Origin of the sequence: Pseudomonas sp. A25(2017), from assembly GCF_002001065.1 — a bacterium.
GTDB classification, from domain to species: Bacteria; Pseudomonadota; Gammaproteobacteria; order Pseudomonadales; family Pseudomonadaceae; genus Aquipseudomonas; species Aquipseudomonas kilonensis.
Genome location: NZ_MUOA01000050.1, coordinates 1 through 17994, shown reverse-complemented (window position 1 = coordinate 17994; position 17994 = coordinate 1). Strand labels below are relative to the sequence as shown.

14 protein-coding genes and 1 tRNA gene are annotated in these 17994 nt (G+C 60.2%); 9 read left to right on the top strand and 6 right to left on the bottom strand.

Annotation, left to right across the window (positions count from 1 at the left end; genetic code table 11):
• On the top strand, positions 1-192 hold the full coding sequence (locus B0E42_RS09390) for a DUF2188 domain-containing protein (protein WP_074849700.1): 192 nt from the start codon (positions 1-3) through the stop codon (positions 190-192).
• 119 nt (positions 193-311) lie between these two features.
• Here B0E42_RS09390 and B0E42_RS09385 read toward each other — a convergent pair whose 3' ends face one another.
• From B0E42_RS09385 to B0E42_RS09365, 4 genes are all read right to left on the bottom strand, one after another.
• Positions 312-1274, bottom strand: a complete 963-nt coding sequence (locus B0E42_RS09385) for an IS110 family transposase (RefSeq protein WP_018603751.1) — start codon at positions 1272-1274, stop codon at positions 312-314.
• Between the two features lie 237 nt (positions 1275-1511).
• Positions 1512-3308, bottom strand: coding sequence for a DAHL domain-containing protein (locus tag B0E42_RS09375; protein ID WP_077506259.1), 1797 nt, complete (start codon positions 3306-3308; stop codon positions 1512-1514).
• Between the two features lie 264 nt (positions 3309-3572).
• Positions 3573-4427, bottom strand: coding sequence for an SPFH domain-containing protein (locus tag B0E42_RS09370; RefSeq protein ID WP_018601987.1), 855 nt, complete (start codon positions 4425-4427; stop codon positions 3573-3575).
• Positions 4428-4551: 124 nt separating this feature from the next.
• Positions 4552-4639, bottom strand: a tRNA-Ser gene (locus tag B0E42_RS09365).
• Between the two features lie 124 nt (positions 4640-4763).
• On the opposite strand from B0E42_RS09365, the gene B0E42_RS09360 reads away from it, so the two are divergent.
• Positions 4764-5435: a Bax inhibitor-1/YccA family protein gene (locus B0E42_RS09360; protein WP_018601985.1), complete on the top strand. Its 672-nt coding sequence runs from the start codon at positions 4764-4766 to the stop codon at positions 5433-5435.
• Between the two features lie 931 nt (positions 5436-6366).
• Here the strand turns inward: B0E42_RS09360 and B0E42_RS09355 are convergent.
• A complete protein-coding gene (locus B0E42_RS09355; protein ID WP_003201764.1) occupies positions 6367-6645 on the bottom strand; it encodes a DUF1652 domain-containing protein in 279 nt (92 codons plus the stop codon).
• Between the two features lie 191 nt (positions 6646-6836).
• Entirely contained in the window at positions 6837-8300 is a 1464-nt protein-coding gene (locus B0E42_RS09350; protein ID WP_077506258.1) for an MFS transporter, read from the bottom strand.
• Positions 8301-8432: 132 nt separating this feature from the next.
• Between B0E42_RS09350 and B0E42_RS09345 the strand changes: the two genes are divergently transcribed.
• The 7 genes from B0E42_RS09345 to B0E42_RS09315 all read left to right on the top strand — a co-directional run.
• The gene (locus B0E42_RS09345) at positions 8433-9338 is read left to right on the top strand and encodes a LysR family transcriptional regulator (protein ID WP_053179668.1); all 906 of its coding nucleotides are present in this window, start codon (positions 8433-8435) and stop codon (positions 9336-9338) included.
• A gap of 332 nt (positions 9339-9670) precedes the next feature.
• The gene (locus B0E42_RS09340; protein WP_018601978.1) at positions 9671-11128 is read left to right on the top strand and encodes a serralysin family metalloprotease; all 1458 of its coding nucleotides are present in this window, start codon (positions 9671-9673) and stop codon (positions 11126-11128) included.
• A 147-nt stretch (positions 11129-11275) separates the two neighbouring features.
• Positions 11276-11689 (top strand): AprI/Inh family metalloprotease inhibitor, encoded by a 414-nt coding sequence (locus tag B0E42_RS09335; protein WP_077506267.1) that lies wholly within the window; start codon positions 11276-11278, stop codon positions 11687-11689.
• A gap of 136 nt (positions 11690-11825) precedes the next feature.
• On the top strand, positions 11826-13625 hold the full coding sequence (locus tag B0E42_RS09330) for a type I secretion system permease/ATPase (RefSeq protein WP_077506257.1): 1800 nt from the start codon (positions 11826-11828) through the stop codon (positions 13623-13625).
• The gene (locus B0E42_RS09325) at positions 13622-14956 is read left to right on the top strand and encodes an HlyD family type I secretion periplasmic adaptor subunit (RefSeq protein WP_077506256.1); all 1335 of its coding nucleotides are present in this window, start codon (positions 13622-13624) and stop codon (positions 14954-14956) included. The genes B0E42_RS09330 and B0E42_RS09325 overlap by 4 nt, the downstream gene beginning before the upstream one ends.
• Before the next feature lie 14 nt (positions 14957-14970).
• Positions 14971-16320 (top strand): TolC family outer membrane protein, encoded by a 1350-nt coding sequence (locus tag B0E42_RS09320; RefSeq protein ID WP_077506266.1) that lies wholly within the window; start codon positions 14971-14973, stop codon positions 16318-16320.
• Between the two features lie 55 nt (positions 16321-16375).
• Positions 16376-17994 (top strand): polyurethanase (locus tag B0E42_RS09315; RefSeq protein WP_077506255.1); only part of this gene is annotated, 1619 nt, incomplete at its 3' end.

The window sequence follows — 17994 nt, the reverse complement described above, 5'->3', positions numbered from 1 at the left end:
ATGAGTACTGCGATGCTGACGAAAATGCACATCAACGGTTATGACGTGCTCAGCGTAAACAGCGGCCCATGGAGGGTCTGTACCCAGGCTGACCGGCTGGGCTCCTTTGCTTCCCGTGAGGAAGCGCTGGCCTACGCTGCCGCATTGCCGACCCGCAGAAGCCGTAGCGGCCGGCCTGCGAACACGAAATAGGTAGGGCCGGTACATCCAGCCTTTCGGTGACAGGTACACCATCTCGAGCAAGCTCGCTCCCACCGTTTTTCCGGGTGTTCAGCAATCGTGTGTTCACCAGAAATCCCCTGTGGGAGATTCTATGTTGCAGGGCAACCCTGCAACATAGGCTTTGGCTGGTACTCGCTCTGATTTTTCATCAAGGCAAATGCCACCCGGCAGAGCTTGCGAGCAAGCACCACCAATGCCTGGGTTTTTGAGAAGCCTCTGACCAGGTACGACTCATAAAACGGTTTCCATCTAGGCGAGCGACATGCCGTCATTGCAGCGATATGAGCTAAGCGGCGTATTTCTGGATCCCCCTTTTTGCTCAGGTACCGGGGACCATTCTTTTTTCCAGAATCATCGACCCGCAGGTCCATCCCTAAAAACGCGATAAATGCATCGCTGTCCGCAAAATCACCTCGCATAAAACTCGTCGCCAACCCAGTTGCGACCAGTTCACCAACGCCTTCGATGGCTTTGCAGCGGTCGATATTCGCCTCAATCCCCGACTCTTTGCTGACTTTTTGTAGCAACTTCTGGATGGCCTGAATCGCCTCTTTGAACGCTTTTTGCTGAGCAATCAGCGCTTTTTTTAACAAGGGTTCGTCGGCCCAGCTCAACATAAGACCAGCGTGATTCTTGACCAGCGTCGCGCGCCGATGAAGCAGGCTTTTTAATGTCGTGTAGGCCTTCGGTGGCGGGTTCCAGAGCCGCAGCTCGTGCTGTTCATTGGTCAAATACCGCGCCAGCAGACGGGCATCACAAGGATCGTTCTTAGCTCTTTGGCCGATGCCGCGACGATAGTTGCTCACCCGGTAAGCATCCACGACATAGACCTGATGACCCATCGCGTGAGCCAGCTCGACGGTATCCAGGTGATAGATATTGGTGGCTTCAACGGCAAGAGCGCTTTGGGCGGGCAACGTTTTTAGCCAGCGCTTGAGGGCTGTTCGATCATTCTTGATAGTGTCGATGGTTTGCAGATCAGAGCGATAAACAACAATTTCGGCCTTGGCTATATCGATACCAACAACCGTCTGCGAGGTAAGGATTGTCATGACGAATCCTCGGAGCTAGGGTTTAGGTGCTTGTTGGGGTCTACCTTTGCGCTGGCTTGTCTCTATCGTCGGTTTACCGATGAATTCCTTATTGGCGCTTTGGGTAGAAAGGGCGGGACGAGAAGTCTCCCACGGTCCGTACTGGCTAGAGTCGGAATCGAGCTTTTAGTCCCGCCCACCCCTTCAAGTCTAAACATACAAGCGAGCTTGCTCGCGATGGTCTTGGGTCAGCTGTGATCAAGTGCGCGCCAACTCCAGCGGGACTTCCAGGGTAAACAGGGCGCCTTGCCCCGGGCCGTCGCTATGGACATGAAGGCGGCCGTTCATTTCAACCGCCGCCAGGGCGCAGCTGTGCAAGCCAAACCCATGGCCGTCCTTGCGGGTCGTGAAACCGTGATTGAAGATGCGGGCCAGGTTCTCCGGGGAAATACCTTCGCCTCGGTCCTTGACGCTGAGGCATAGCGTCGTTTCGTCGAGGATGCGGATCCCCAGGGTCATTTCCCGTGGGTGCTCACTGATGTGCGACATCGCGAACTTGGCGTTGCTGATCAGGTTGATCAGGATCAACAGCAACCTGTGCTTGTCCCCCATGATTGCAGGAACGTCCTGATATTCCTTGAGGACGGTGACGTGATGCCGACTGAGCGCGCCCGAGTTCATGCGTAGCGCATCTTCGAACAGATCGCTGACATTGAGCGGTTCGATCAGCCTGGCGGCTCCCGCATAGGTTTGTTGGGTGGTGACGATTTCCTTGATGTGATCGATGCTCTTGGTCAACTGCGCCAATTCATCGATAAGCAGTTTCTGTTCGGCGGCGATGGAGTCGACCAGCTCGTTGAAATAACGCGGCAGCAACCGGCCTTTTTCATCAAGGGTAATGAACTGGCCAAGATCCTCGGCATGCTCATTCATCATTTTGACCGCTTTGGTGAGCCCGAGTGTCTTGCTGGTCCTCAACTTGCGGGTCACAAGCTCGGCGGAAATATTCACGCTGTTGAGCACATTCCCGACGTTGTGCAACACATTCGTGGCGATTTCGGCCATGCCCGCCATTCGGGCCGCATCCACCAGTTCGCGTTCGGCCTCCATCAACTCACGGGTGCGTTCCTGCACGCGCTCTTCGAGGCGTTCATTGGACGTTTGCAGTGCCTGGTTGATCTGATTGATCATGGCGTAACTGCGAACCAGCCGCACCGCCAGGTAGATCATCAACAGCGCCATCAAGCTGGCACACACGGCCAGGTAGATATGGTATTGACGGTCGGTTGCGGCGGTCCTGCGTTGTGTCTCGTTCAACAGCTCATTGATGCTGTCCAGCTCCTGGGCAACCGGAATGACGCTGATGCGATCAAGCAGGTCATTGACGACAGGTTGTTCCTGGACAATGGTCTTGACGTGCTGGGTCAGGGTCATGAAAGGGGCCTGATAGGCCGCGGGTAATTGGTCGATGTAGGGTTCCAGCTCAGTTAATTTGCCTTGCGCTTCCCGGGCTTTGTCCGAGCTGGCATCAAGTGCGAACTCCAGTGTCGTCAGGGTCAATTCAAGCACATTGGACGCCGCGGTCAGGCGCTTCATGGGACTTTCGATGCTCATCTTCTTGAGCAGTGTCTGAATCTGGTCTTCGACCTGCGGCAGCGCGTCCAGGGACGTGCGCAGATTGGCGTTGTGCTGTTCGAATTGCTCTACCAGCGAGGTCTTGTTCTTGACGGCGTCCACATAGCCCTTGCGCCTGGAGGCCCACAGCGCCGCCAAGGGGCCGGAGCTATTGAGTCGCTCCAACTGCTGCCAGCGGCTGTCCGCCTCCGCTGGCGGTGCCAGTGACAGGTTGTGGTTGACGCCGATCTTCTTCCTCAGGATCTTGCCGTTCCAGTTAGCGTCGGCCTGCTTGAGTTGGCGGATGAAGTCGCGGGATTCGAAGTAGGTCGATGAGTCGTACGTGTATGACTTGATTAAAAAGAATATCAGTGCGGAAAAGACAACAAGCGCGACGGCCAACAGGGCGGGCCATTTATATTTTTTGATAATCGTGGTCACGCTATTCTCCTGTTCAGGGCGCTTATCGAAGGAGTCGGTGAGTTCCCGAGGGGGGAGAGATGCTCGAGGGGGGAGCCGAAAGGGAGGAAAGGTAAACGTCGTACGGATGGCCGTGTCGGTTTGCTTTTGCCTGGGTACACGTTGAGCTCCCTGCTAACGATGAACGTCGGGTTCATGGTTGAGTGTAGCGCTAACGAGAGGGGCCTTGCTGCGGGAGCGCTCCGGGACGGAGCAGGCGCGGCCGGGCAGGCCGCGCCTGTAGTGTTACTTGATGTCGATGAAGGGCAGGGCGCCGTTCGGCAGCACGGTGGTTGGCAAGACACCATTCCAGCGTTCGGCCTTGGTCAGTTCCACCAGGTTCTGGTTGCTGGCCAGGGCCTGGGCCCGTGCCTTGATGGCTTCGGCTTCGGCTTTGCCGCGCAACTCGGTCGCCAGCGCGTCTGCCTTGGCCTGCGCCACTTGCGAATCGGCTTCCGCCTGGGCCTGGGTTACTCGAATCTGCGCTTGCACCTGTTCGGTGGCGAGCTGTTGTTCGCGGGTCTTGACCTGGACTTCCGCGGCCATGCGCGCTTCGATGGCCTTCTCGTAGGCGTCACTGAAGTCGATGTTCTCGACCTGGACGCTGTCAATGATCACCGGGCCGGTAATGGTGGCCTTGATGGCCGTGGAAATATCGTTGACCAGTTGGACGCGGTTCTGCACGGCAGCCACGGCGTTGAACTTGCCAAAGACGTTTTCCACCTGGGTAGGCACCTGGCGGCTGATCATCCGGTCGCGGATGCCTTCAAGGTCCTTGAACTGGGTATAGACCTTCGCGACATCGGAAGGCGCGATGTGCCAGGACACGGACACCTTGAGCTCGGCGGACTGTTGGTCCTTGCTGTAGGCCTGGAGGTCTTCATAAGCCGTCACTTGGCTCTGGACGCTGATCAGGCGTACCGACTCGATGAACGGCATCTTGAAGGACAGCCCTGGTTCAACCACCCCGACCAGCGCCCCGTTGCGCAGCAGCACGCCGCGCTCGGTTTCGTCGACCGTGTACCAACTGCCAAAGAATACGCATAACAAGAGGATGCCCGCGATTGCAGCAACGATGGAGCCGATGGTTTTACTGGTCACTTTTCTTTCCTTGAGTGGCTGGGGAGGGTTTGCCATAGCGGTGTCCAATGTTGATGCTGCAACCGGCATTCTGAATGCCAGACACGAAAAAGCCCTGAATAATCAGGGCTTTAACGTTAAAAGATGGCGGAGGCGATGGGATTCGAACTCATGGACCTGTTACAGTCGACGGTTTTCAAGACCGTTGCCTTAAACCACTCGGCCACACCTCCGTATTGCGTTGCGGGCGCCATAATACCCGAATGAAACACACTGTCAAACTCTCTACGTAGCTTGTTACAGAGCGTCTGTTATGATCCTTGCCACTGAATGTTTCAAAACCGGAGGAGTGTCGCCATGCGCGAACAGGATTACGCAGTGAACAACAGCGTGCAGGCTGAGCAGCTAGAGGTTAGCCGCGTCCTGCGCAACACTTATGGCCTGCTGGCACTCACACTCGCTTTCAGCGGTGTGATGGCCTACGTCGCACAACAGATGCGGGTGGGTTACCCGAACATCTTCGTCGTGCTGATCGGTTTCTACGGCCTTTTCTTCCTCACCAACAAACTCCGTGATTCGGCCTGGGGCCTGGTGTCGGCTTTCGCCCTGACTGGTTTCATGGGCTTTTTGCTCGGCCCGATCCTCAATCGCTACCTGCAAATGCAGGGCGGCGCCGAAGTGGTCAGTTCGGCCTTCGCAATGACCGCGCTGGTATTTGGTGGCCTGTCGGCCTACGTGCTGATTTCCCGCAAGGACATGAGCTTCCTGGGTGGCTTCATCACCGCAGGTTTCTTCGTCTTGCTGGGGGCGACGCTGGCCAGCTTCTTCTTCCAGATCAGCGGCCTGCAACTGGCGATCAGCGCCGGCTTCGTGCTGTTCTCGTCGGTCTGCATCCTGTACCAGACCAGCGCCATCATCCACGGCGGCGAGCGTAACTACATCATGGCCACTGTCAGCCTGTATGTATCGATCTACAACTTGTTCGTCAGCCTGCTGCAGCTGTTCGGCCTGATGGGTCGTGACGACTGATTGCATTGGTGATGAGTGAGTAGTCCGCTTTGGCGTGAGGCTGTTCACATAGAAGCAACGGCGTTTTTCAGAGATGAAAAGCGCCGTTTTTTTTGGTTTTTTTGAAAGCCTTGGGATTTACTTGCTTTGATGTGTATATCCGTTTCTGCGGTAACGGCCACTTAGGGTTCCGCCCTGACGGCGGGTCACTTTTGGAAGAGCCGGGAGCCGGACCAGCCAAAAGTAACCAAAAGCGCTTTGCCCCACCACTTGGTGCCTCGCCTAGGCTCGGCATGCCTGAACGAAGGCATTGCTCCGTGGGCCGCCGCGAAGGGCCATCCATGGCCCAGCGCGGCTACCTCGGCATCCATGCCGAGGTGCCCACTGCGCAATGCCTGCGTTCGGCCAGCGTGGTTTAACGGGGCGTCGAGATCAAGATCAAGATCCAAAGCAAGAGCAAGAGCGGGATACATGCCAGCATCTATGTGGCTGATTCACCGCCATCGCGAGCAAGCTCGCTCCCACAGGAGAAGTTCCCACAGGAGAAACGCGATCATCCTAAGCCAGGTCGGCTACTAGGCCGCCTCGCGGTGGACGTTGATCTCGGGCGCCCCGTTAACCACGATGGCCGAACGCAGGCATTGTGGAGTGGGTATCCCGGCATGGATGCCGGGATAGCCGCGCTGGGCCATGGATGGCCCTTCGCGGCGGGCCCACGGAGCAATGCCGGAGTGAGGGCACACCGAGCCTAAGCGAGGCGCCGAGTGGTGGGGCAAAGCGTTTTTGCTTACTTTTGGCGCTCTTCCAAAAGTGAGCCGCTGTAAGAGCGGAACCCTAAGTCGCCGTTACCGCAACAACGGATATGTACACATCAATCCAATAAAAAAAAACGGCGCCTGCCCATACAAATGGGAGGCGCCGCTTTATCTAGCAGTAAAAAGAACCAACCCTGTCAGGAAGCAAACCGCCGCAACCCCACCGGTGGCACAAAAGCTTCCAGCTCGGCCTCTACCGCCTCGATTATTCGTTCCACATCCGGAGCATTCATCACGGTCGCGCAGGGGATGCCCGCAATGGCGATCATGGTCTCGCCGCTGGCACGGTCAAACAGCCGGGCAACCATGCTGCCAGGCGCATCCATGCTCGCTTCGAATCCCATTGGATGGAAGTGCCAGCGCATCAACTGGCAAGCGTTGGGGAACGTAACCTTACTGAAAGATCCTTTATTCATGTTGCCCGCCTTCTTCAATCGAGCGCTTCCTTTTGCCCATGTCAGGAAGGAAGAGCCATCATGGCTCTACCAGTGAGAACTAAAAATAGCACCTGAAAATGAAGCACATGTGGATTTTTTCAGTCCGTTTTGCGATTGGTTCACTTTTTTTGATCTGGATCACGACTTAAGCGGTAATGCCCAGAATGCCATCACGCTTGGCTGGGGTTGTCCCGAGGCTTGGGCAAGGGCTCTGGCCCGCGGCTTTTCCAGGCGATGAGCAGGGCCAGGGTCACCATCGCCAGGGCGACGGCGAAGGTCGTGTGCAGGCCGTTCGTCACCGCCTCGGGGCTGGCGCGGGTGATGTCATTCGTCGCCGCCGCGGCTGCAAACACCGCGCCGAGCACGGAGGCTCCGGTGAAAAAACCCAGGTTGCGCGACAGGTTGAGCAGCCCGGCGATGACGCCACGCCTCTGGACAGCCACATCGGCCATGACGGCCGTGTTGTTGGCCGTCTGGAAGAACGCGTAGCCGAGGGTCGTCACCACGATAGCTGCGAGGTAGCCGACGGTGCCAAGGGCTGGGGGAACCAGTGACAGCATCAGGCAGCCGACGACCATGGTCGCCAGGCCGGCGAGCCGCATGGGCTGCACGCCGAAGCGATCCGCCAGGCGTCCGGCAGGCACTCCGGCCAACGCCGCGACAGATGGGCCTGCGGCCAGCACCAGCCCCACGAAGGCCGCCGGCAGTCCGAGGGTGATGGACAAGTAAAAAGGCCCGACCAGCAGCGTCGCCATCATGACCGTCGCGACCAGGGCGTTCGTCGCCAGGCCTGATACCAATGATTTGTCGCGAAACACTGTCAAGGGAATCAACGGCGATACGGCCCGGTACTGGGCCCGAATGAACAGTCCGCCGCCCACGAGCGCGATCAGCAGCAGTGCAATATTCAATCCGCCAAAGCTCCCGCGCCCGGAGGTCATGGCCAAGGCATAGGCGGCGAGCGTCATTGCCAACAGCAATGTACCGGTTACATCGAAGCGGGTGCCTTCGGGCTTCGGCGGGACTTCACGCACCGGTAGCGAATACCACGCCAGCCCTAGCGTCAGCAGGCCGAGGGGGATGTTGACCAGGAACAAGGCCGGCCAACCGAACCCGCTGATCAACAGGCCGCCAAAGGACGGTCCAAGGGCCGTGCCCACCGCCGACAGCGTTGCCAGCAGCCCCATGGCGCTGCCGGTTTTTTCCTGGGCGACCGTTTCGCCGACCAGTGCCAGGGTCAACGTCATCATGATGGCCGCCCCCAGGCCTTGCAGCGCCCGCCCGGCGACCAGCAGCCAAAGCGAGGGCGCCAGGCCGCATACCGCCGATGCCAAGGTGAACAGGGCGATACCGGTCAATAGCAACTTGCGCCGGCCCATCAGGTCTCCCAAACGGCCGACACTGACAATCAGTGTGGTGATTGCCAGCAGATAGGCCAGCACCACCCATTGGACCTGCTGGAAAGAGGCGCCGAGCGCCTCGGCCAGCGTCGGCAGTGCCACCGCGGCCACACTGGCGCCAAGGGAGGCGAGCAGCGTCGAGAGCGCAAGGCTGGCCAAGGCCCAGCGAGGTGAAAGGAGCCGGTGTGCGGGCGCGGTTGCCGACCGGTTTTGTTGCGTGTTGACGGGTCTCATCGTGTCACCTGTATCCATGGCGCTCGAAACGGAGCTGTCAGAACGTTACGCCCGGGCATAACATGGCGGAAGACGCAGCAGTTGCAGGTTATAGCTGCAACAAACGCCATCTGTTCAATTCGAGATACCGCCATGTCTTCGCCTGACCTCAATCTGCTCGTCACCCTTGATGTGCTGCTCTCGGAAGGCAGCGTGGCTCGGGCCGCCCGGCGCTTGCAGCTCAGCCCGTCGGCCATGAGCCGGGCACTGGCGCGGTTGCGTGAAACCACCGGTGACCCGCTGTTGGTTCGGGCCGGGCGAGGGCTGGTGCCGACGCCCCGTGCGCTGGAGTTGCGCGAACAGGTCAGCCACCTGGTGCAGCAGGCCCAGGCGGTGCTGCGGCCAGTGACGACCCCGGATCTTGGGCGCTTGAGCCGAACTTTCACGTTGCGCACCCGCGAAGGGTTCGTGGAGAACTTTGCCATCGACCTGATCACTCGCATCCACGAGCAAGCGCCCGGCGTGCGCCTGCGTTTCGTGGAAAAGACCGACCGCGACAGCACGGTGCTTCGCGAAGGCACCGTGGACCTGGAGACCGCCGTTGTGGACAAGGACACCAGCCCGGAACTGCGAACCCAGGCGTTGTTCAGCGACCGTTTGATCGGCGTAGTGCGCGCGGGACACCCGCTGAGCCAGACAACAGTGAGCGCCGCCGGTTATGCCGCAGGTGGGCATGTCGGTGTGTCGATGCGCGGCCTGGATCATGGCCTCATCGACCAGGCCCTGGCGGCTCTGAATCTGTCCCGGGAAATCGTCACCAGCGTGCCAGGCTTTTCCTCGGCGCTGGGCTTGGCCCGCGCCAGCGACCTGATTGCCAGCGTGCCCGAACGCTACACCGCGAGCCTGCGGGTCGGCCTGCACAGTTTTGCGCTGCCGTTTCCAGTACCTGGGTTCACGATCGCCATGCTCTGGCATCCGCGGATGGACGCCGACCCTGTGCATCGCTGGCTTCGAGGCTGTCTGCGGGAAGTGTGCGCACGTAAAACAGTAGAGGTTTAGTAGATATTGATTAATAGCATTTCGCTGGCACTTAGTTGGAGAAAGTGCGACATCTTCCACAAATTGTTAGTTATCGATATTTAATATTTAAATAGAATTTTGTCTGACAATCCTTGGCTCAGGCAGTTTAATGCGCGCACTAACGAGGCAGAAACCTATTGTTTGTTGGCATTATGGAGAAACCGTGAAATTGAACGAAAAAAATTGCTAGACGTTTGATTTCCAATTGTGTCAGGTTTCTTGCGTCCTCATTGGGCGAGTGATAGGACGATCTCGCCAGAGATTGTCTGTCTGACTAACTCTATTCCATTTGCAAACAAGGAAGTGTGTTTATGTCGAAAGTCAAAAGCAGCGCTATCGATTCTGCCGAACAACTCCTCTGGGCGCCGCAATCATTGGCGGCTCCCAGTAATGCGTTCAACCAGATCAATAGTTTCAGCCACCAATACGACCGGGGCGGCAACCTGACCGTCAACGGCAAACCGTCGTACTCCGTCGACGAGGCGGCCACTCAGTTGCTGCGCGACGGCGCGGCTTACCAGGACCGGGACGGCAGCGGCAAGATCGAGCTGACCTATACCTTCCTGACGTCCGCCTCTTCCAGCACCATGAACAAGCATGGGATCAGCGGCTTCAGCCAGTTCAGTGCGCAGCAGAAAGGCCAGGCAGCCCTGGCCATGCAATCCTGGGCGGACGTGGCCAATGTCACCTTCACCGAAAAAGCCAGCGGCGGCGACGGTCACATGACCTTCGGCAACTACAGCGGCGGCCAGGATGGCGCGGCGGCGTTCGCTTATCTGCCGGGGACGGGTGCCGGCTATGACGGGACCTCCTGGTACCTGATCAACAGCAGCTACACCCAGAACAAGACCCCGGACCTGAACAACTACGGCCGCCAGACCCTGACCCACGAAATCGGTCACACCCTCGGCCTGGCCCACCCGGGTGACTACAACGCTGGCGAAGGCAGCCCGACCTACGATGACGCCACGTATGGCCAGGACACCCGTGGCTACAGCCTCATGAGCTACTGGAGCGAAAGCAATACCGACCAGAACTTCAGCAAGGGCGGCGTCGAAGCCTACGCCTCCGCTCCGCTGATGGATGACATCGCGGCCATCCAGAAGCTCTACGGTGCCAACACCACGACCCGTACCGGCGATTCGACCTACGGCTTCAACTCCAACACCGGTCGTGATTTTCTCAGTGCGTCTTCGTCGTCGGACAAAGTGGTGTTTTCGGTATGGGACGCGGGCGGGCGCGATACCCTGGATTTCTCCGGTTTTACCCAGAACCAGAAAATCAACCTCAATGACGCCTCGTTCTCCGATGTTGGCGGCATGGTGGGCAACGTGTCCATCGCCCAGGGTGCCGTCATAGAGAACGCCATCGGCGGTTCGGGCAGCGACTTGCTGATTGGCAACACGGTGGCCAACGAACTCAAGGGCGGCGCGGGCAACGACATCCTTTGGGGCGCTGGTGGCGCAGACAAGCTCTGGGGTGGCTCGGGTTCGGACACCTTTGTTTTTGCCGCCAGTTCCGATTCGCGGCCGGGGGCGACGGACCAGATTCTCGATTTCGTCAGCGGCCTGGACAAGATCGACCTGACCGGTATCACCAAGGGCGCGGGCCTGCACTTTGTGAGCGCGTTCACCGGTGCGGCGGGCGATGCGGTGTTGTCGACATCGGGTGGCAACAGCCTGCTGTCGGTGGACTTCTCCGGGCACGGCGTGGCTGACTTCCTGGTCAGCACCGTTGGCCAGGCAGCAGTCTCGGATATCGTGGCCTGATGCTAAACCCTGTAGGAGCTGTCGAGCGGAGCGAAGCTGCGATCTTTCCCCAGGCACCTGAGTCTCAAGCGAAAAAATCGCAGCCTCGCTTTGCTCGACAGCTCCTACAGGACCCCGGCCAGGATGGAAAAAATGCGTAGGAAATTCATGCCCAGTAGCGCTCAGGCAACCGCCGGGTTGCTCGCTACACTGATGATATTTTGTGGAGAAGTCGCCATGGCGCGCAGCCTGTTGTTAGCAGAACCCTCGCAGTTGGCCGGTCAGTGGCTGGCCGTTTTGTCGAGCCCGCAGGACACCGCGCAAAGCCAGGCGATGCAGGACAAACCGTCCAACACTTGCCTTGTCGAGCTCAAGGCGGACCAGACCCTCGGTGGGCAGACCGAATGCCTGGGTCGCTGGCTGGGGGATGAACCGGTCCATTGGTTTACCGAACCCGATGGTCTTTCCCTCATTGGCAGGCAGAACTCTAGAGTGCATCTGGGGATGCGCCAAGAACATCATTATCAAGTCACTTTGAAGTCCGGCCTAATACTCAGGCTTGAGCGCCCGATCGAGCGTTAACAAATTGTTACGTTTACCCCGGAACAAGACGCGTATGTTCAATCAGGCGTGCGCATCGGCCGGGGCCGATTTAATAATTAAAGATTGGTAGTGCATAACAGCCGTATATCCGGCGAAGCCAACAGCAGGAAGAGTCATGACTAAGAGCCGGGGCGCTGTCGCCGTGCCGCTGTTTAAAGCGCTGGGCGCTTATAAAAACATTCTGATCAGTGTCGGTTGTTTTACTGCGTTGATTAACGTCTTGATGCTTGCGCCTTCAATATACATGCTCCAAGTGTATGACCGCGGGTTGTCATCCCAAAACGAAACCACGCTGGCGATGTTGTCATTGATGGTCGTCGGCTTCTTCGTATTCATCGGGCTGCTGGAAATGGTCCGCAGCTTCGTCGTCATCCGCATCGGCAGTCAGCTGGAAAGACGCTTCAATCTCCAGGTGTACCAGGCCGCGTTCGAGCGCAATCTGCGCCAGGGAGAAGGCAACGCCGGGCAATCCCTGGGCGACCTCACGCATATTCGCCAATTCCTCACCGGGCCGGCGCTGTTCGCTTTCTTCGACGCGCCGTGGTTTCCCATCTATCTGCTGGTGATCTACCTGTTCAACGTGTGGCTCGGCGTGTTTGCCTCCGTCGGCACGCTGCTGCTGATCGGCCTGGCCTGCCTGAACGAGGCCATGACCAAAAAAGCCTTGGGGCAGGCCAGCGTCTACTCGCAACAGTCCAGCCAACTGGCTACCAGCCATTTGCACAACGCCGAGACGATCCAGGCCATGGGCATGCTCGGCGCGCTGCGCAGCCGCTGGTTTGCCGTGCACTCACGGTTTCTCGGCTTGCAGAACCAGGCCAGCGACACCGGCGCGGTCATCAGCTCCCTGAGCAAGACCCTGCGCCTGTGCCTGCAATCGCTGGTGCTGGGCTTGGGCGCACTGCTGGTGATCAAGGGCGACATGACCGCCGGGATGATGATTGCCGGCTCGATCCTGATGGGACGGGTATTGAGCCCCATCGACCAGTTGATCGCCGTGTGGAAGCAATGGAGCGGCGCCAAGCTGGCTTACCGGCGTCTCGACGCGCTGTTGCAGGCGTTTGCGCCCCAGGATGAGGGCATGACGCTGCCAGCGCCCAAGGGCCAGGTGAGTTTCGAACAAGTGAGCGCGGGGCCACCAGGGCAACGCAACGCGACGCTGCAGCAGGTCAGCTTCAGCTTGGCTGCCGGGGAAGTGCTCGGTGTGTTGGGGGCTTCCGGTTCCGGCAAGTCGACCCTGGCCCGAGTCCTGGTGGGGGTGTGGCCGACCCTCGCGGGTACGGTGCGCCTCGACGGGGCCGACATTCATCGCTGGAATCGCGAGCAACTTGGCCCGCACATCGGCTATCTGCCCCAGGACATCGAGCTGTTCAGCGGCAGCATTGCCGAGAACATCGCCCGGTTTCGCCAAGCCGATCCGCAAAAAGTCGTCGCCGCCGCGCAGCAGGCCGGGGTCCATGAGCTGATCCTGCGCCTGCCCCAAGGCTATGACACGGTGCTGGGGGAGGACGGCGGTGGTTTGTCCGGCGGGCAGAAACAACGGGTTGCGCTGGCCCGGGCGATGTACGACCGGCCGAGCCTGGTGGTGCTCGACGAACCCAACTCCAACCTCGACACGGTTGGCGAAGCGGCGCTCGCCAGTGCCATCGCGCAGATGAAGGCCCAGGGCAGCAGTGTCGTGCTGGTCACCCATCGCTCCTCGGCACTGGCCCAGGCCGACAAGTTACTGGTGCTCGACGAAGGCCGGCTACAAGCCTTCGGCCCAAGCCAGCAAGTGCTGCGGGCGCTGTCCGGCCAGTCGGGCTCACAGGACAACGCGCCGCGCAGCTCACCGCCGAACAGTCCCCAGGCGGCCCCCAACGGACTGAGCATGAGTCGCCAGTACCAGGTCGCCAGCAAACCCGCCGGTGCATGAGCAAGGAGCGCGACATGAATCTCGAACATTCCCAGGACGTTGAGCAGCCGGAGCGCGATGCCCGTTTCTTCACCCGCATGGGCTGGGCATTGGCGCTCATTGGCGCGGGCAGTTTTTTCACCTGGGCCAGCCTCGCGCCGCTGGACCAAGGCATCCCGGTGCAAGGCACCGTGGTGGTTTCAGGCAAGCGCAAGGCGGTGCAATCGATGAGCGCCGGCGTGGTCAGCCGGATCCTGGTGCGCGAAGGCGAAGCGGTGAAGCAGGGCCAGCCGCTGTTTCGCCTGGACCAGACCCAGGCCGCCGCCGATGTGCAATCGCTGCAGGCGCAGTACCGAATGACCTGGGCGAGCCTGGCGCGCTGGCAAAGCGAGCGGGACAACCTGTTGCAGGTGAGTTTTCCGGCTGAGCTGAGTCGCGATCCCGATCCACGCCTGGCCCTGGTGCTTGAAGGCCAGCGGCAACTGTTCAGCAGTCGCCGCGAAGCCTTCGCCCGGGAGCAGGCGGCGTTGCGCGCCAGCATCGAGGGCGCCGCGGCGCAATTGGCGGGCATGCGCCGGGCCCGCAGCGACCTGACCGCCCAGGCCGAATCCCTGCGCCTGCAACTGGGCAACCTGCAACCCTTGGCAGACAACGGCTACATCCCGCGCAACCGCCTGTTGGACTATCAACGCCAACTGTCGCAAGTACAGCAGGAACTGGCGCAGAACAGCGGCGAAAGCGGGCGGGTGGAGCAGGGGATCGTCGAGTCGCGGCTGAAGCTGCAGCAGCACAACGAGGAATACCAGAAAGAGGTGCGTAGCCAGTTGGCCGACGCCCAGCTCAAGAGTGAAACCCTGCAACAGCAACTGAAATCCGCCGGCTTCGAGCTGCAACACAGCGAAATCCTCGCCACCGCCGACGGCATCGCCGTCAACCTGGGGGTGCACACCGAGGGCGCGGTGGTGCGCCAGGGCGACACCTTGCTGGAAATCGTCCCCCAGGGCACGCGGTTGGAAGTGGAAGGGCATTTGCCGGTGCACCTGATCGACAAGGTCGGCCCGCATTTGCCGGTGGACATCCTGTTTACCGCCTTCAACCAGAACCGCACGCCGAGGGTGCCGGGGGAAGTCAGCTTGATTTCTGCCGACCAGATGCTCGATGAGAAGACCGGCGCGCCGTATTACGTCCTGCGCAGCAGCGTCAGCGACGTGGCGATGGACAAGCTCAACGGCCTGGTGATCAAGCCCGGCATGCCGGCCGAGATGTTTGTGCGCACAGGCGAGCGCTCATTGCTCAACTACCTGTTCAAACCGCTGCTCGACCGAGCCGGCTCTGCGTTGACCGAAGAATAAGGATGTCCGACGCGATGAAGCGTTTCTATTGGGTGGCCGTGCTGGCCGTTTCCGTGTGCAACAACGCCTGGGCCATGGGGCCCTTCGAGTTCTACGAGCAGGCCCTGCGCAATGACCCGGTCTACCTGGGCGCGATCAAGGAGCGCGATGCGGGCCTGGAGAACCGCGCCATTGGCCGCGCCGGGCTGTTGCCGCACCTGGGCTACAGCTACAACAAGGGCCGCAACCAATCCAAGGTCACGTACCTCAATGACCGTGGCGCCAGCCAGCATGACGATCGCAACTACAGCAGCTACGGCTCCAGCCTGACGCTGCAACAACCGCTGCTGGACTACGAGGCTTACGCCGCTTATCGAAAGGGCGTCGCCCAGGCGTTGTTCGCTGACGAAAGTTTTCGTGGCAAGAGCCAGGAGTTGTTGGTGCGGGTGCTGAGTCATTACACCCAGGCGTTGTTCGCCCAGGACCAGATCGACATTGCCCAGGCCAAGAAAAAGGCGTTCGAGCAGCAGTTCCAGCAGAACGAGCATCTGTTTCGCCAGGGCGAAGGGACGCGCACCGATATCCTCGAGGCGCAGGCGCGCTATGAACTGGCAATCGCCGAAGAGATCGAGGCCCGCGATGAGCAGGACGCCGCCTTGCGTGAGCTGGGCTCGCTGATTGGCGTTCCGGCCCTGGATATCGGCGACCTGGCGCCGCTGCACGACACCTTCCAGACCTTTGCCTTGCAGCCGGCCAGTTTCGACACCTGGCACGAGCTGGCGGTGAGCAATAACCCCAACCTGGCGTCCCAGCGCCAAGCCGTGGACGTGGCGCGTTTCGAGGTGGAGCGCAACCGCGCCGGGCACCTGCCCAAGGTCAGTGCCTACGCAACGATGCGCCAGAACGAATCGGAAAGTGGCAACACCTATAACCAGCGCTACGACACCAACACCATCGGCCTGGAAGTCAGTGTGCCGCTGTACGCCGGTGGTGGGGTCTCGGCGTCGACCCGCCAGGCCAACCGCCATATGGAACAGGCCGAATACGAGCTGGATGCCAAGACCCGCGAGACGCTGATCGAACTGCGCCGCCAGTTCAGCGCTTGCGTGTCGGGGGTGAACAAACTGCGGGCTTATCAGAAGGCCCTGAGCTCCGCCGAAGCGCTGGTGGTCTCGACCCGGCAAAGCATCCTTGGCGGCGAGCGGGTCAACCTCGATGCGCTCAATGCCGAGCAACAGCTCTACACCACCCGCCGCGACCTGGCCCAGGCCCGTTACGACTACCTCATGGCCTGGACCAAGCTGCATTACTACGCCGGCACCCTCGGCCCGCAGGACCTGGCGAAGGTGGATGAGGCGTTTGTGTCCCGGGCAGGTATTCAATGACCGCGCGGATGCCGTTGTGGCGAGGGGATTCCAACAACAAAAGAGGGCAACAACCATGGGTATCTACGACTACAAGAACCTCGGCACCGCCGAATCCAAGGCTCTGGTCAGCGACGCAATGGCGATCATGCTGTATTCCTACCACAACCTCGACAACGGTTTTGCCGCCGGGTACCAGCACAACGGCTTCGGTGCAGGGCTGCCGGCGACCCTGGTCACCGCGGTGCTGGGGAGCACCGATTCCCAAGGGGTGATTCCCGGCGTGCCGTGGAACTCCGACTCGGAAAAACTGGCCCTGGAGGCGGTGCAGAAGGCTGGCTGGACGCCCATCAGCGCCGAGCAACTGGGTTACGCCGGCAAGGTGGATGGTCGCGGGACGTTTTTCGGTGAGAAGGCCGGCTACACCACCGCGCAGGTCGAGATCCTCGGCAAGTACGACGCCGTGGGGCACTTGCAGGAAATCGGTGTGTCGTTTCGCGGCACCAGCGGGCCTCGGGAAAACCTGATTGGCGATTCCATCGGTGACGTGATCAACGACCTGATGGCCGCGCTGGGGCCCAAGGACTACGCGAAAAACTACGCCGGCGAAGCCTTTGGCAACCTGCTGGGGGACGTCGCGAAGTTTGCCCAGGCCCATGGCCTGACGGGCAGCGACGTGCTGGTCAGCGGCCACAGCCTGGGCGGGTTGGCGGTCAACAGCCTGGCGGACTTGAGCGCCAGCCAATGGTCGGGGTTCTACGCCGATGCCAACTACATCGCCTACGCCTCGCCAACCCAGAGCAGTACCGACAAGGTCTTGAACATCGGTTACGAGAACGATCCGGTGTTCCGCGCCCTGGACGGCTCGACGTTCAACCTCGCGTCGCTGGGCGTGCACGATGGGCAACAGGAATCGGCCACCAACAACATCGTCAGCTTCAACGACCACTACGCTTCGACGGCCTGGAACGTGTTGCCGTTTTCCATCCTCAACATCCCCACCTGGATTTCCCACCTGCCTACCGGCTATGGCGATGGCATGGGCCGGATCATGGGGTCGGCGTTCTACGACCTCACCGAAAAAGACTCCACCATCATCGTCGCCAACCTGTCTGACCCTGCGCGCGCCAATACTTGGGTGCAGGACCTCAATCGCAATGCCGAAACCCACACCGGCAGCACGTTCATCATCGGCAGCGACAGCAATGACCTGATCCAGGGCGGCCAGGGCAACGACTACCTGGAGGGTCGCGCGGGCAACGACACCTTTCGCGATGGCGGTGGCTACAACGTGATATTGGGCGGGCAGGGCAACAACAGCCTGCAACTGCAGCAGTCGGTGAAGGATTTCAGTTTCGCCCACGACGGGGCCGGAACGCTGTACATGCGCGACGTCCATGGCGCGGTCAGCATCACCCGCGACATCGGCATGTTAGTCAGTAAGGAGCCTGGGTTGTTCTGGGGGCTGCTCAAGGATGAGGTGAGCCACAGCGTCACCGCCAATGGCCTGGTGGCCGGCGCCAACCTGACGACGTATGCCTCCTCGATCAAGGGCAGCGCGGCCAACGACACCCTGGTGGCAGGGGCGAAGGGTGACTGGCTGTTCGGCCATGACGGCAACGATGTGCTGGTGGGCGGCGCGGGTAACGACACCTTCGTCGGTGGGGCGGGCAATGACCAGATGCAAGCGGGGGG